Annotated in this window: 12 protein-coding genes; 1 reads left to right on the forward strand and 11 read right to left on the reverse strand. The window is 71.3% G+C overall.

Translation table 11 applies throughout. From position 1 onward, the window contains the following. Positions 1-42: 42 nt before the first annotated feature. From WMF29_RS31180 to WMF29_RS31225, 10 genes are all read right to left on the reverse strand, one after another. Positions 43-1860, reverse strand: coding sequence for a hypothetical protein (locus tag WMF29_RS31180; protein ID WP_437323774.1), 1818 nt, complete (start codon positions 1858-1860; stop codon positions 43-45). 75 nt (positions 1861-1935) lie between these two features. Further along, on the reverse strand, positions 1936-3381 hold the full coding sequence (locus WMF29_RS31185; protein WP_437323775.1) for a hypothetical protein: 1446 nt from the start codon (positions 3379-3381) through the stop codon (positions 1936-1938). Further along, positions 3378-5597, reverse strand: coding sequence for a bifunctional metallophosphatase/5'-nucleotidase (locus WMF29_RS31190; RefSeq protein WP_437323776.1), 2220 nt, complete (start codon positions 5595-5597; stop codon positions 3378-3380). Before WMF29_RS31190 ends, WMF29_RS31185 begins: the two co-directional genes overlap by 4 nt. Continuing rightward, positions 5594-7564 carry a phosphoenolpyruvate--protein phosphotransferase gene (gene ptsP, locus WMF29_RS31195; RefSeq protein WP_437323777.1) on the reverse strand — a complete coding sequence of 657 codons (1971 nt, stop codon included), beginning with the start codon at positions 7562-7564 and terminating at the stop codon, positions 5594-5596. Before ptsP ends, WMF29_RS31190 begins: the two co-directional genes overlap by 4 nt. Then, positions 7561-7845, reverse strand: coding sequence for an HPr family phosphocarrier protein (locus WMF29_RS31200; protein ID WP_272094687.1), 285 nt, complete (start codon positions 7843-7845; stop codon positions 7561-7563). Before WMF29_RS31200 ends, ptsP begins: the two co-directional genes overlap by 4 nt. After that, on the reverse strand, positions 7842-8903 hold the full coding sequence (gene rapZ / locus WMF29_RS31205) for an RNase adapter RapZ (protein ID WP_437323778.1): 1062 nt from the start codon (positions 8901-8903) through the stop codon (positions 7842-7844). The genes WMF29_RS31200 and rapZ overlap by 4 nt, the downstream gene beginning before the upstream one ends. Next, the gene (hprK, locus tag WMF29_RS31210; RefSeq protein WP_437323779.1) at positions 8900-10195 is read right to left on the reverse strand and encodes an HPr(Ser) kinase/phosphatase; all 1296 of its coding nucleotides are present in this window, start codon (positions 10193-10195) and stop codon (positions 8900-8902) included. The genes rapZ and hprK overlap by 4 nt, the downstream gene beginning before the upstream one ends. Beyond that, complete coding sequence (locus WMF29_RS31215; protein ID WP_272094690.1) at positions 10192-10671, reverse strand: PTS sugar transporter subunit IIA; 480 nt, start codon at positions 10669-10671, stop codon at positions 10192-10194. Before WMF29_RS31215 ends, hprK begins: the two co-directional genes overlap by 4 nt. A 419-nt stretch (positions 10672-11090) precedes the next feature. Continuing rightward, a complete protein-coding gene (gene hpf / locus WMF29_RS31220; protein ID WP_012238397.1) occupies positions 11091-11459 on the reverse strand; it encodes a ribosome hibernation-promoting factor, HPF/YfiA family in 369 nt (122 codons plus the stop codon). 250 nt (positions 11460-11709) lie between these two features. Next, positions 11710-12054 (reverse strand): sigma-70 domain-containing protein, encoded by a 345-nt coding sequence (locus WMF29_RS31225; protein ID WP_437323780.1) that lies wholly within the window; start codon positions 12052-12054, stop codon positions 11710-11712. A 336-nt stretch (positions 12055-12390) separates the two neighbouring features. Here WMF29_RS31225 and WMF29_RS31230 point away from each other — a divergent pair, with 336 nt between their 5' ends. Further along, complete coding sequence (locus tag WMF29_RS31230; protein WP_437323781.1) at positions 12391-13257, forward strand: oxygenase MpaB family protein; 867 nt, start codon at positions 12391-12393, stop codon at positions 13255-13257. A gap of 81 nt (positions 13258-13338) precedes the next feature. Here WMF29_RS31230 and WMF29_RS31235 read toward each other — a convergent pair whose 3' ends face one another. Next, positions 13339-14394: a serine/threonine-protein kinase gene (locus WMF29_RS31235; protein ID WP_437323782.1), complete on the reverse strand. Its 1056-nt coding sequence runs from the start codon at positions 14392-14394 to the stop codon at positions 13339-13341. Between the last annotated feature and the right edge of the window lie 115 nt (positions 14395-14509).

Raw genomic sequence — 14509 nt, forward strand, 5'->3', positions numbered from 1 at the left:
GGCGAGCGGGCGACGCGGTCAGCGCGCATCGCGGGCGTCGGGTCAGAAGCGGGCCTCGAAGCTCGTGCCGAGGCCGAAGAAGTCGGGGTTCACGAAGGTGCGCAGGGCCACGGTGCCCTCGGAGGGATCGCGCTCCATGAACGTGCCGTTGTTGTCACGCACGTACTGCGCCCACGCCACCGCGGAGAGGATCTTGCTGATATCCCACTTGAGGCTCACGCGGGCCTGGAAGATGGGCACAGCCGAGGTGTTGTAGGGGAGGATCGACACATTGCCCTGGTCCCGGACGACGGACGTGCGTGCGATCACCGCGCTCATGACGTCGATGGACATCGTCCTGAACGCGGCGGGGAACTGCAGGCCGACGCCAAGGCCGGGCGTGAGCCGCGCGGACGCGAGGTAGTAGTCGGCCGCGAGCGCGAAGAACAGCTCGTCGGCCGTCGAGGTCTGGGCGGTCTTCGGGATCGTCTGGAAGGGGATGAAGCTCGGCTGGTTGCGCAGCACGAACGGCAGATCCCTGTAGATGGCCGTGACGCTCGCGCGCGCGTATCCGGACTTGACCACCGCCTGGAGGGCGCCGGCGCGTGCCGGCTGGTGGGTGGTGGCGCCAGCAGACTCGAAGTCCTTGAGGTTCTGGAAGAGGTTCGTCGCTTCGAGGCTCACTGCCCATGTCGTCTTGCCCGGCGTGTAGAACTCGGGCTTGAAGAGGATCTGCGGCTTGTTTGGATCGTTGCGATAGAGGAGGAAGTCCACCGACTGCGGGATGGGCTCGTTCTTCGCGTGCGCGACGATCCGGGCCGAGCCGCCGTAGGTGTAGACCGGGTCACCGACGACGTCGGACAAGTCGAAGCGGCCCTGCTGAAAGTAGCCGGCGCCGAGGTCGACGTGGACGTAGGGGTGGAGATCGGCGCCCCCGCCAAGGAGAAAGCCCCAGTTGGTCTGAGCGATCCGGATCTCTTCGACCTCGCTCGTGCCGGGGGTGAGCACATGCTGGAGCTGGGTGAGGCTCGCGACCTTGAACCCGGCATACACGCTGAACCGGTCGGCGTCGAACTGGACCTTCGCGCCGGGCGCGGTTCCGATGATGCGCGGGAAGATGGACTGGTTGGCGGAGGCGTTCGTCCCGCCCCACGAGATGTCGTAGAGGTAGCCGAGTCGAAACCGGTCCGTGTCGATGGGCCAGAGCGTGACGCCGATACCGGTCTTCCCCTCTTCCTTGCCATCGGTGTGATAGAAGGCGCGAATGAACGATCCGGCGTCGTAAAACGCCTGATTGACGTTGTTGTTGTTCCTGGACAGCGCGGCGAGGTCGATGCGCAGGACGAGCGAAGCCTCGGTGTCGAGCCGCTCGATGAACCCCGGCATCCGCTTGTAGAGCGCGAGGTGCGTCAGGTTCTCGCGCCCGGTGAAGCGGGAGTTGAGGTTGTCGAAGAAGAGCCGGTATTGCTTCCGATCGCCGACGCTGAGGTCCGGCGAGAGCGGCTGCGCCTGGCCGGTGTCGTGGAGCAGATCGTCGTCCCCGAGCGTCCACGTGAGGCGCGTGTCCATCGCGTCCCCCACGCGGACGGGCGGCTCCTCGGCCGCCGGCGGCAGGTAGGGCTCGAGCCGTGGGAGGGTGGGGACGACGGGCGCGGGTGCGGGCTGCGAGATCGGAGACGCCGTGGCCGGTGCGGCGGCCGCTGGGGCCGGCGCGGCCGTCGCCGCGGCCGGCGCGGCCTGGTCCGGGCCCGGCGGCGCTGGCGCCGGCACCGCAGGCGCAGCAGGACCGGGCGGCGGCTGCGGCTGCCCTAGCGCCGGCGGCGCGAGCGTGAACAGCAAGGCCCCGGAGACAGCAGGGGCGAGGAGCGCGCTTCGGTGCATGTCGAGAGGTGGCTTTCGTGGGCCTGGGGGATCCGGCGGGCGCGGCGCGACCGCGGCGAAGGTGAAGAGAGGTGGCTAGTTGGTCTCGGCGTCGTTGTCGTCGAGGCTGCGCGTCCGGACACAGGCCTCCTTCGAGGGCTTCGTTGCGGGCGCGCAGCCGGGCGCCGCGCAGACGAGGTCGTCCGGGCAGCGGGCTTCGATCGTCCAGTTCAGCGAGCCGCCCGAGAAGTTCCGGAGCGTGCCAGTCACCGCGTCGATCACCTCGCCCCGGTGGGACGTCGGATCGAAGGCGCTCACCGTGCCCGTCTGGATCTGGATCATGCTCGACCCGTCCGTGATCTTGTAGTTGCCGCGCGCGGCGTAGCTCGTCCACTCGCTGCACTCGGGGTCGGCCGAGCACGCGTTCGCGCAGCTCCGCTCGGCCTGGCTGTCGAAATCCACCCGCCCGTCGCCGTTCAGATCGCAGTTCGACTGCTCCGCGGCGAAGACGTTGTCCATCGCGGGCCTAGGACCGAAGCGCTCGCCGATGTGGAACCCCTCGACGCGCACGAGCCCGCTCTCGAGGCGCTCCATGGTCGAGTCGCCGGCGATCGTGGGCCCATCGAGCACCGTCGGCTCCGGGACCAGGCACTCCGCTCCTCCCTGCACGCGCGCGATCTCGTACGAAGGGAACGAGAGCTCGGTGAAGCCGAAGAACTCGTCGACGGTGCCGGCGAGGTACTCGAGCCGATCGCAGACACGCATGTTGGAAGGTGTGTTGAAATTGTACGCGAAGAGGTGGTTGAAGCCGCTCCCCTGGCCCGTCAGATCGGTGACGTAGAAGCCGTCGCTCGAGACACGCGTGACGACGACCTGCTGGGGAGCCGCGGTGTTGATCTGCATCGCTTCGGTCGGGTAGGGCGTCGCCGGGCCGCCGCCCTGCACGTCGGCGATGCGCGGCACGGCGTAAGCGACCGGCTTCGAGACGCCGGCGCTGAAGGAGCCGCCCTCCTCGGTGTCGTCGTCCGCGAAGGCGCACCCGGGATCGGCAGGGAAATCGACGAGCACGTCGCCCGGCGCGTCATCGTTGACACCGTTGGCGCACGCCGGGCGGTCGCCCCGGGGCGCGGGCCGGTACCCGACGTCCTCGACCCACAGCCGGGTGGGCCCGTAGACGGCCGTCACGTGGGCGATCCCCTCGGCGACGCCGTCCCGCAGGCGGATGTTGCGGCCGACCGCGATGCCCTCGTCCTCGGCCGCGACGTCGAGCACCGCCCCGGGATCGACGCTGAGCCTGACCATGCTGCCGAAGGGCGCCCGGCGGCCGGCAGCGTCGCGCGCCTCGATCCTGAACGACCAGGCGTCCACCGTGTCGCCGCGGTTGGCCGGCAACGGCGCCTCGGCGGAGGGCGGCGCTTCCCCGTTCACCTGCTCGACCTGGACCCAGAAGCTCGAGACGCCCCGGGGCGGCTCGAAGTCGCTGCTGCACCCGGCGAGCGCGGCGGCCGCGAGCGCCGCTCGATGCCGCGCCCGCGGCGTCACTGGCCCACCATCCGCAAGCGGCCGTCGGAGAAGTTGCCGAGCCGCCGGTCGACGCACGCCAGGTACTTGCACTGCTCGCCCGCGGCGCTGCACGGGGCGAGCGCGCTCTCGCACCTCTCCCGCACCCAGTCGGTCGGGGCCTCGGCGCAGACGTCGCGCTGGTAGGCGGCGACGTCGTCGCGGCAACGCGCGAGCACACACGCGCCCCGGGAGCACGGCGCGGCGCCTGTCTTGCAGGCCTGCCCCTCGACCACCGACTCGGGGCACGCGCAGACGAAGCCCTCGCCCACGCCCGCGCAGTCGGCGTCCCGCCGGCACGACGCGAGCTCGCCGCGCTCGTCGGCGCCGCACGGGCTGCCCGCGCGGATGTGGTCGATCAGCGCGTCGCGCTGCTGCACCTGGGTGTCGAGCTGCGTCGTGTTGCGCTGGAGCACGCGGAACCCGCTGCCGCCCTGGGCGAGGTAGCTCGACGTCGCGAGCTCGTAGTTCGCGATCGGATCGATCGGCTGCCAGCACCGGCTCGCCTCGACGTCGCAGCTGCCCACCTCGCCGCCCGGACAGTCGGCGTCGCCGTTCGGGCACGCGATCGCCGGCTGGCGCGCGCCGATGTACACGTGGGTCGCGACGCCCGGCGCGGCGCCGCCTTCGGCGCGCGCGGCGCAGTCGATGACGACGCGCGCGCCCGCGATCTGCACCTGCGAGACGCACCCGCGGCCGCTCGATCGGCGCGCCACGAAGTCGAAGAGCTCCTGCACATCGAGGCCGGAGAGCTGCATCTTCGAGATCGAGTTGTCGAAGGGGAAGATGTTGAACATCTGCTCGACCGTCACCGGGCCGGGCGCGAGGTCGGCGCGGATGCCTGTCGTGTTCGTGAGCGCGAAGTCGGTCTGGATGCCGAGGCGCAGCCACATCGCCCCGGCGATGAGGTTGCCGAGCGGCGAGTCGCCGCCGCTCGGCGAGGCGCCGCGGGAGCCGCCCGGCGCGTAGCCGACCAGGAGATCGAGGTTCGCGAGCGCGTCGAGCCCCTGCGCGTACGGCTCGAGCGCCGAGGCGACGATCGGATCGGCGGGCACGTCCTCGGTCACCGGGAAGAGCTCGTACCGATCCGAGAGCACCTCGAAGCCGTTCAGCGGGTCGTAGCCGCCACCGAGCTCGGAGGCGTCCCTGGACAGCACGAGGTCGAGCCGGCCCACGAACTTCGCGAACGCGCCGGAGTGCGCGAGCACCACGTCGCGCGGCGTGCAGTAGCGCCGGCGCTTCGCGCCCTCCCCGGGGGAGCGCTCGTCGTTCAGGAGGATGTAGTGGCTCTGCTGCTCCTCGTCGTAGTACCGCGAGCAGTCGCGGACGCGCTTCGGCGGCTGCAGGACGATGTGGTTGTGCCCGCCGAGCACGACGTCGATGCCCGTCGTGGTCTCGATCATCCGCTCGTCGCCGTCGAGGCCGAGGTGGCTGACGAAGACGATGACGTCCACCGAGGGGCGGAGCAGATCGACGTAGAACTGGGCGACCTCGGTCGTGTTCAGCGGGGTGACGCCGAGCCGGTTCGGCGCCTCGAAGATCGATGTCAGGCTGGAGAGGTTGCCCATCCCGACGACGCCGACCTTGAGGCCCTTGAGGTCGAAGACCGTGAACGGCTGCAGGATGGCGCCGAGCGGAGAGGCGCCGGGCTGCGCGGGGTCCTCGAGCTGGTAGTTCGCCGCGAGGACCGGGAAGCCGGCGTTCTGCTGGAGCTGGATGCCGAGGTTCAGCGCGCCGCGGTCGAACTCGTGGTTGGCGACGATCATGGCGTCGACGCCCATCGCGCCGAGGGCGCGGATCTCGGCCTCTCCGGAGTAGAAATTGAAGATCGGCGCCCCCTGGAAACAGTCTCCTCCGTCGAGGTGCAGCGCGCGCGACGACCGGGCGCGCTCGCGGCCGAGGAGATGGGACATGCGCGCGGCGCCGCCGACGTTGGCGATCGAGGTGGCCGCGCCGAGGCCGAGCCCCGCGTCCACCTGGCCGAGCTGCAGGTTGTACGGGAAGAGCCGCGAGTGGATGTCCGACGTGTGGAGCAGCGTCAGGTGCACCTGGCCGACGAGCCGCGTCGGCGGCGCCTCCTCCTCGCAGCCCGCCGCGCACAGGCCGAGCGCCACCGCGCAGGCGGCCAGCGCGCGCGCCACGCCGGACGCGACCGGCGCCGCAGGCGTCGGCTCCACCGCACCGAGCACGCCGCTCACCGCGTGGCGCGCTCTCCCGTGAGCAGGTCGTAGAGGTCCGGCGCGAACGCGGCGGCGACGCAGCACTCGACCTCCTCCGCCGTCGCGCAGGCGAGCGCCTCGGCCGCGACCGCCTCGGCCTCGGCGACCGTGATGCGCCGGAGCGTCTCCTTGATCTCCGGGATCGCCGCCGCCTCCATCGAGAAGTCGCGGAGGCCGAGGCCGAGCAGCAGCAGGGCGGCGAGCGGATCGCTCGCCATCGCGCCGCAGAGGGAGACCGGCCTGCCGAAGTCCTGGCCTGCCTGGATCACCTTCGTGATCAGCCGAAGGATCGACGGATCGAAGGGCGAGGCCAGGTAGGCGAGCGAGCGGCTGGTGCGGTCGACCGCGAGCGCGTACTGGATCAGATCGTTCGTCCCGAGGCTCAGGAACGCGGCCTCGCGCGCGAAATGGTCGACCATGACCGCCGCCGAGGGCACCTCGATCATCACGCCGAGCGGGATCTCGTCGGCGCACGCCTGGCCGCGGGCGCGCACCTGCTCCTGCGCGCGGTGCAGCAGCGCGCGCACCTGCCGGAGCTCGCCGAGGCCAGCGACCATGGGGATCATGATCCGCACGTCGCCGTAGGCGGAGGCGCGCACCATGGCGCGGAGGTGCTCGAGGAAGACGTCGGGGCGCGAGAGCGCGAGCCGGACCGCGCGGAGGCCGAGCATCGGGTTCATCTCGGGCGGCACCTGGAACGTGGAGACGAACTTGTCGCCGCCGATGTCGAAGGTGCGCAGCGTGACCGGCTTCGGGCGGAGCGCCTCGACGACGGCGCGGAAGATCTCGAACTGCTGGTCCTCCGAGGGCGGGGACGAGCGGTCGATGTAGAGGAACTCGGTCCGGTAGAGGCCGATGCCGTCGGCGCCCTGGTCGCGCGCGAGGATCGCCTCGGCAGGGAGCTCGACGTTCGCCCGGAGCGACACCTTGACGCCGTCCTTCGACTGGGCGGCCCGGTGCCTGGACTCCGAGAGCTCCTTGCCGAGCGCGACGTAGCGTTCGGCGCGGGCGCGCGCGTCCGCGAGCTCGGCGGGGCCGGGGCGAACGACGACCGTGCCGCGCAGCCCGTCGATCACCACGACGTCGCCCGTGATCACGCGCTGCAGCACGTCGCTGACGCCGACAACGGCCGGGATCTCCAGCGCGCGCGCCATGATCGAGGTGTGGCTCGTGCGGGTGCCGACCTCGGTGACGAAGCCGACGACCGGCTCGTCGACCATCGCCGCGGTGTCGGCCGGCGACAGGTCGTGCGCGATGAGGATCGTCGGCCCGGAGAAGCGCGGGAGCGCCGCGCCGAACGTCGCCGGCATGGCGATCGAGTTCTGCAGCTCGATCAGGCTGCGCGTGGAGAGCGGCGAGGTGTCGCGCGACGACGGCGGCTCCTGGGGCGGGAGGCTGAAGGCGCGCAGGAGGCGCTCGCCGACGAACATAACGTCGTGGCTGCGCTCGCGCAGGTACGGGTCGTCGAGCGCGGCGAAGCGGCCCGCGATCGCCTCGCACGCGGCCGCCACCGCCCACTCGGCGCAGCGGCGCTCCTCGGTGACCTGGCGCTTCACGGCGTCGGCGAGCGCCTCGTCGCCGAGCATCAGCAGGTAGGCTTCGAGGATCGACGCCTCGGCGCGGTGATCGCCGACGCGCTTCGCCATGTCGCGCAGTTCGTCCTGCGCGCGCTCGACCGCGGCCTCGAAGCGCTCGAGCTCCGCCGTGATCTCGCTGGAGCCGACGCGGCGGCGCGGGTGGTTCGTCCGATGCCCGCCCATCACGACGGCCGCGCCGATGGCGACGCCGGGCGACCCGGCGATGCCCCGCAGCGTCTCCGTCCGGGCGCCGGGCGGCATCGAGTCGACCCGGGCGCCGGGCGCCGCCGAGTCGCTCCGGACGGCGTCGGCCGGGGCGGGATGCTCGTCCGGGGCGTCCGACGAGAGCGCGCTCGGGCTGCGCGTCACTCGTGCTCTCCGAAGCGCGCGGCGATCAGCTCGCCGATGGCGGAGACGGCGTCGGCGGCCTGATCGCCCGTCGCGCTCACCTCGATCTGCGTGCCCATCGAGCCGCAGAGCAGCAGCACGCCCATCACGCTCTTCGCGTTGGCGGACTGCCCGTCCGGCCCGGTCAGCGAGATCTCGCAGTCGTAACGCCCCGCGAGCTGCACGAGCTTCGTCGCGGCGCGCGCGTGGAGCCCGCGCACATTGATGATGGTGAACCGCCTCGTTACCGCCTCGGTCGTCACCGCTCGCCCCCCGTCACGCTCGTGTCCGACGCCGGGCGAGGCTCCGACGGCGTCGCTCCCGGCTGCGCCAGCCGGAGATCCACGCCGGGCGCCCCGGCCATGCCCTCTCCCACCCCCGAGGGTACACCACTCGCGCTCACCCGGGCGACGTCCCGGTGCACGACCGTGATGGGCAGCCCCGTCTTCCGGCGCAGGCTGTCGCTGAGCGCGTTGGTGAGCACGACGGAGCGGTGCCGACCGCCGGTGCACCCGATGCCGACGGTGAGGTAGCTCTTTCCTTCGCTGGCGTAGCGCGGCATGCAGAACGAGAGGAGCTGCTCTGTCCTGCAGATGAACTCGAGGGCATCCGCGTTCTTCAGGATGTACTCCCGCACCGGCTCGTCGTTCCCCGTGAGCTCGCGGAGGCCGTGGACGAAATACGGGTTGTCGAGGAAGCGGACGTCGAAGAGCAGATCGGCGTCGAGCGGGATGCCGTACTTGTAACCGAACGAGACGAACCGGGTGGACATCCGGGGCACGTCGACCTTCGCAGGGCGCAGCCGCTCGATGACGACGCGGCGCAGGTCGTGCGTCGACAGCCGGGTCGTGTCGAGCTCGATGGTCGCCCTGGCCCGCAACGACGCGAGCCGCTCGCGCTCGAGGAGGACGCCGTCGAGCATCGCGATGGCGCCGCTGCCGCCGGTCGTCAGCGGGTGCGGGCGCCGCGTCTCGCTGAAGCGCCGGAGCAGCGTCTCGTCCGAGGCGTCGAGGAAGAGGATCACCACGTCCCGCCCGTTCCGGATCGAGTCGAGCGCCGCCGTGGCGCCCGCCAGGAAGGAGCCCACCCGGACGTCGATGCCGAGCCCGATCCGGGTGATCCCGCCCGACTCGCACGCCTCGACCGCCGGCTGCACGAGCGACGTGGGCAGGTTGTCGACGCAGAAGAAGCCGAGGTCCTCCAGGGCGTGGAGCGCCGTCGACTTGCCCGCGCCGGAGAGGCCCGTGACGACGACGACGCGCCCCGGCACGCCGTCGGGCCCGTGCAGGCCGTGCTGCTGCTGATCGCCTGCGTTGCTCACCCTCGCCTCCTCGGCCGCGGCAGGCTCACGGACGACTCCGTGGGGCTGAACCCGGAGCTCGGGCGATCAGGGGGCGGCCTGCCCCGATCGGCGGGCGGCCGGAAGGCGCTGCTCGGGGGGTTCGGCGCGTCCACGCCGCGGCCGGGCGGCGGAGGCCGGGGCGGGCCGGGCGGCGCGGCGCTCCGCGAGGCGCCTTCCTCGGCGAGCCTCGCCGGCGGCGGGATCGACGACTCCTCCGGCGAGCGCTCGCGGAGCAGCTCGCCCTCGACATTGCCGAAGAACTCGCGGGCCGCGTGGAACCCCGCGTTCTTCAGGAGCTCGTTGCGGGCGGCGACCTCGAGGATCGACGCCATGTCGCGGCCCGGGCGCACCGGGATGACGAGCTCCCGGATCTTCACGCCGAGGATGGTGTGGTACCGCTCGTCCAGCCCGAGCCGATCGTACTCGGTGTCCTTCGACCACTCGACCAGCTTCACCACGACGTCGATCCGCTTGCGCTCGCGGATCGACGTGACGCCGAAGAGGTCCTTCACGTTGAGGATGCCGAGGCCACGCACCTCGAGGTGGTACCGGAGGAGCTCCGCCGGGGCCCCGAAGACCATGCCGGGCGGGCGGTAATCGCACTCCACGGCGTCGTCGGCCACGAGCCGGTGGCCGCGCATCACGAGATCGAGCGCGCACTCGCTCTTGCCGATCGCGCTCGACCCCATGAGAAGGAGGCCCACGCCGAAGACGTCGACGAGCACGCCGTGCAGGCGCAGGCGCGGCGCCAGGCGATCGTCGAGCAGCGCGTGCAGCGCGGTGATCGTGGCGCTCGATCGCACGGCCGAGACGAGGAGCGGCGTCCCGGTCTCCTCGGCGCACTGCGCGAGCTCAGGCACAGGGACGAACCCGATGCCGGAGCCGTTCGCCTCGAACGGCTGGTCGCCCTGCGTGACGATGACGCAGCACAGGCCGAGCTCGAAGAAGCCGCGCAGCGACAGGAGCCGGTCTTCGCGGGAGAGCTTGTGGAGGAACGAGAGCTCGGTCTGCCCGAGGATCTGCACCCGCGTCGGCACGATGCCGTGGAAGTGGCCGACGAGCGCGAGCCCGGACTTCTGGATGCGGGTGTTCATGATGGGCCGGTCGAGGCCCGCGGCGCCGGCGATGAGCGTGAGATCGATGCCGAGCCCCTCGTCGGCCATCAGGCTCCGCACCGCGATGGCGGGGCGGTCCGCCCGCCCTCCGCCGGTGGAGGGGGGCATCCGGCCGCCTCCTTCCCCTTCCTGTCCGCTGCTGCGCGGGCCGCTCATGACACCGACCTCCCTTCCTCGGCGGCGATGAGCTCGAACGCCGCGCGCCCGGTCGAGGCGCCGAGCAGCCGCCGCCTGAAACTTTCGTCCCGCAGCAGGCGGGAGATGCGCGCCAGCGTCTTCAGGTGCTCGCCCGTGGCGCGCTTCGGCCCGATCACGGCGACGAGGATGGACACCGGCGCCCCGTCGATCGCGTCGAAGTCGATCGGCTTCGGGCAGATCAGGACCGCGCCGATCAGCCGATCGACGCCCTCCATCGCGCCGTGGGGGATGGCCACGCCGCTCCCGACGCCGGTGGACTGCAGGCGCTCGCGCTCGCCGAGCACCCGCTCGATGTCGTCGGCCTTGACCCCCGGCTGTCCTGTCGCGAGCAGGGCGGCGAGCCGGCGGAGCGCGTCCGCCTTCGAGCGGACGACCCCCTCCTGCTCGCTGGCGACGGATACCTGGTGCGCGGTCAAGATGTCGCGGACTTGCATGCTGATTTCGGCGCTCGGGCGAGGTGAGAGGGCTCTGGAACGGCGCACGTGGCACGGTCGGCGCGGCGCTCGGCCAGGGCCAAGCGAGCCGATGTGGCCATCGTACCCTGGGGACCTCGGGTACGCGACTCAAGGACGCTATCGCGGCGAGCGGCCCAGGAGGGAGCGTTCTTCGCGTTCTTCGCGTCGCGATCGCTGGGCGACCGCCGCGCCGCTCCAGGCAGGCCCCCCCGGGCAGGTTGGGCATGCGCAGGGTGAGCTGATGGAGACGAGCGCCCTTCGCCGCGGCGGCTCACGCGGAGGGAGCGCGCCACCTCGCCCGGGAGCGGCGGCTCACAGGATGGGAGCGCGCCGCGCCAGCGGGCGCGGCGGCCCTCGCTCCGGTTCGCGCGCCGCGCCTGGGCGACGCGCGCGGCGGCTCACGATCGGGTGCGTCCCGTCGCGGCCACCGCTTCGCGCTCCACCTCCACGGCGTACTCGCCGGCGCTCGTGCCGCCGCGCTTCCGCGCTATGGTGTGACCCTTCCCATCCCGGATCTGCCGCTCGAGCTTGTCGTGGACCATGTCGATCGACGCGTACATGTCCTCACCCCGCTCGGTCGCATGGAAGGCTAGACTGCCGGAGGAGAGGCGAACGTCGGCGACGTGCGTCAGACCCTCGACGGAGAGGGTGACCTGCGCCGTCATCGCCTGCCTAAGGAACTTCTGGAGCTTGGCCACCTTCTCATGGGCGTAATTCTTCACGGCGTCGGTACCCACCATATGGCGGAACGTGATCGTGATGTTCATCGGGTCCAGCCTTCCTTCCCTGATGCGTAGATGAAACAATCGACTACGGCTACAGAGCACCCCTCCATCTCCATCGTAACACTGATGTAGAGCTCTGGTCTGCACTCAACGGCGCAGCGCTTTCGTTTTGTTTGGCGTCGTTCCGCTTCTGCGTGCCTTGCCCCGGCTTGCCACCTCTCGCGCACCTCGTCGTCCCCACGCGTCACCATGGCTTGCCGCGCTGCGTCCTGCGCGGCGAGCGCGCCTCCTCTCAACAAGCCTTGGCACGCCCCGCTTGTTCCAGCGCCCGGCGCACCGTGTGCGGGGCATGGCCCGAGGCCAGCGCGATCTCGCCGATCGTGGGTGTGCGCCCGAGCTCGGCCGCGAGCCGCCTCGCGCCCGCGAGGACGGCGCGGAGCACCTCGACATCGCCCCGATCGAGCGGCTCGGCGACGCGGAGGCCCTCCGACTCCAGCCGGTCGATGATGTACTCCACCTCCTCGTACGAGACCGCCCGCCGGTCGACGACTTCGGCGATGTCGTTGAGGTCCACCCGACCGGTCGACCTATGGCGTGTAAGGAGCTCCTGGATCATGTCGTCGATGACAGGCGGCACGGCGCTAGCGTGCCACCTTCGCGCAGGCCGCGCACGCGCCTGCGCGCGCGAAAGCAGGCCCGAAAGCCGAGCGCGAGGCCGAGCTGATCGAGCGTCTCGGCGCCGCGCTCCGCGGCCTCGCCGCGCGGAGCCTGGCCAGCCGGCTCGCCCGCCGCGGGCCCGCCGCCGCATCACGGCTCATGATCACGGCGCTCCACGGTGAACCGCACCTCACCTCGTCTCGCCACGCTCGCCACGACCGACGTCTTCATCTGTTCAGCGATGTTTCCGCCAGGATACGCGAGGCATGATAGAAATGGACGCGTCATCGAGCGGATACACATCAGGAGATCTTCCATGCGCTGGGCCCCTCCCGAATCGCGATCGCGTTATGCGATCCGCGACCACATCGAGGCAAACCTGGATCCGGTCAAGGATCATCAGGAGATCGCATTTCTCTCGACGTGCTATGATTTCCCTTGGGACACGCAGCACGCCCTCGAGCTCGCGCTGTTCCGTGTGTTCGGGATCGCCAAGGGCACACCGCTCCTGGTGCAGACAGGGGAGTTCCTCCAGCGCACCCAGAAGCGCTACGACGACACGGTCCTCATCCTCTCCGAGATGCTGGAGAACGGATACGACAGCGACCGCGGCCGGGCGGCGCTGCGGCGCATGAACCGGCAGCACGGGCGTTACGCCATCCCGAACGACGAGTACCTGTACACGCTGTCGACGTTCATCTTCGAGCCCATCCGCTGGAACGAGCGCTTCGCCTGGCGCGCGCTGCTCGAAAAGGAGAAGCTCGCGGCGTACCATTACTGGAAGCAGGTCGGGGGGCTGATGAACATCAAGGATATCCCGCCGAGCTACGAGGCGTTCGAGCGGTTCAACCTCGATTACGAGGCGGAGCACCTGCGGTTCTCGGAGGACAACCGGAGGCTCGCCGTCGCGACGCGGGACCTCGTGCTGGGCTGGGCGCTGCCGAGAGCGCTATGGCCGCTCGGGGCGCCGGTCCTCCACGCGATGATCGATGATCGCATGCTCGACGCCGTCGGGCTGCCGCGGCCTCCGCCCGGGCTGCGCAGCCTCGTGCAGGCGGCGCTCCGCGCGCGCGGCCCGCTCTTGCGGGCCATGCCGCGCCGGCGCTCGCCGCGCCTGCTCACCCGGCAGAGGAACCGCACGTATCCGGACGGCTACCGTATCGAGGATCTGGGCGCGCGGTGACCAGCGCAGCTCCACGGGCCGGCGAGCCCGGCCGCCGCGCCGGGCGAGCGGCTTCCTACCGGCTCAAGGCTGCCTGCCGGCTCAGGGCAGCTGGCGCCGCAGGAACTTGAGCGCCTCCCGGGCGGCGCGGTTCACCGGTTCGTAGACGTCCGGGGTCTTCCTGAGCGGCACGCCGATCGGCTCGCCGGGGCGGACACCGAGGATGCGCTCGACGTCCTCCAGGAGCGATTGCATCGAGTCGTAGCGGTTCTCGGGGGCCTTGCGGAGCGCGGCGGCGACCAGCGCCTCGATGCGCCGATCGATGCCGGGCCGGATCGTGCTGAGCCGCGGGGCCGGGGTGCAGGCGTGCTGGGCGACGACCACCACGTCGTCCGGCGAGGAGAACGGCAGCTGGCCGGCGAGCATGCGGAACATGGTGACGCCGAGGGCATAGACGTCGGTGCGGCCGTCGATGGGATCGGCGAGGGCCTGCTCCGGGGCCATGTAGGGGACGGTGCCCAGCACGAGACCGGCGGCGGTGGTGGGGCCCGTCTTCAGCTTCGCGAAGCCGAAATCCATCATCTTGAGCACGCGCGGGCCGCCCGGGGAGCGGACGAGGAACAGGTTGTCCGGCTTCACGTCGCGGTGGATGACGCCGGCCGCGTGCGCCAGGGCGAGCGCCGACGCCGCCTGCCGTATCAGCGGAAGCGCGACGGCCTCGCTCACGGCCACCTCGCGGCGGAGCAGGACGCCGAGCGACTCGCCGGTGAGCAGCTCGAGCACGATGAACGGGGACCCGTCCTTGCGCTCGCCCGCGTCGAGGACCCGGACGATGTTGGGGTGCCCGAGCTCGGCCGCCACCTCGAGCTCGCGGAGGAACCGCTCGCGCTGGGCCCGATCGGCGGCGAAGCTGCGGTTCAGGATCTTGATCGCGACCTGCTCCTTCGTGCGGCTGTCCGCCGCGAGGTACACGCGCGACATGCCGCCGGCGCCGATGAAGCCCTGGATCACATAGCGATCCTCGAGGATGGCGCCGAACTGCCGCGTCGGCTGCGCGGGCGGCGCGGCCGACAGCGACTGGACGAGACGCGCGCCGTCGTCGGGGCAGAAGCCGTACGAGCGATCGGTGTACGCGCGGTGGCAGCGCGGGCAAATCATGGGACCCGCGTCATGATGGCGGCGGGGGCGGGGATCCTCAAGGGACTTGCGGGCGGGCGGCGCGCGGCGCAGCTCCGGCGAGGTGGATCGCGGCGCGCACCTCGGCTATGCGTGC

The organism is Sorangium sp. So ce381, from assembly GCF_051473845.1.
GTDB classification, from domain to species: Bacteria; Myxococcota_A; Polyangia; order Polyangiales; family Polyangiaceae; genus Sorangium; species Sorangium atrum.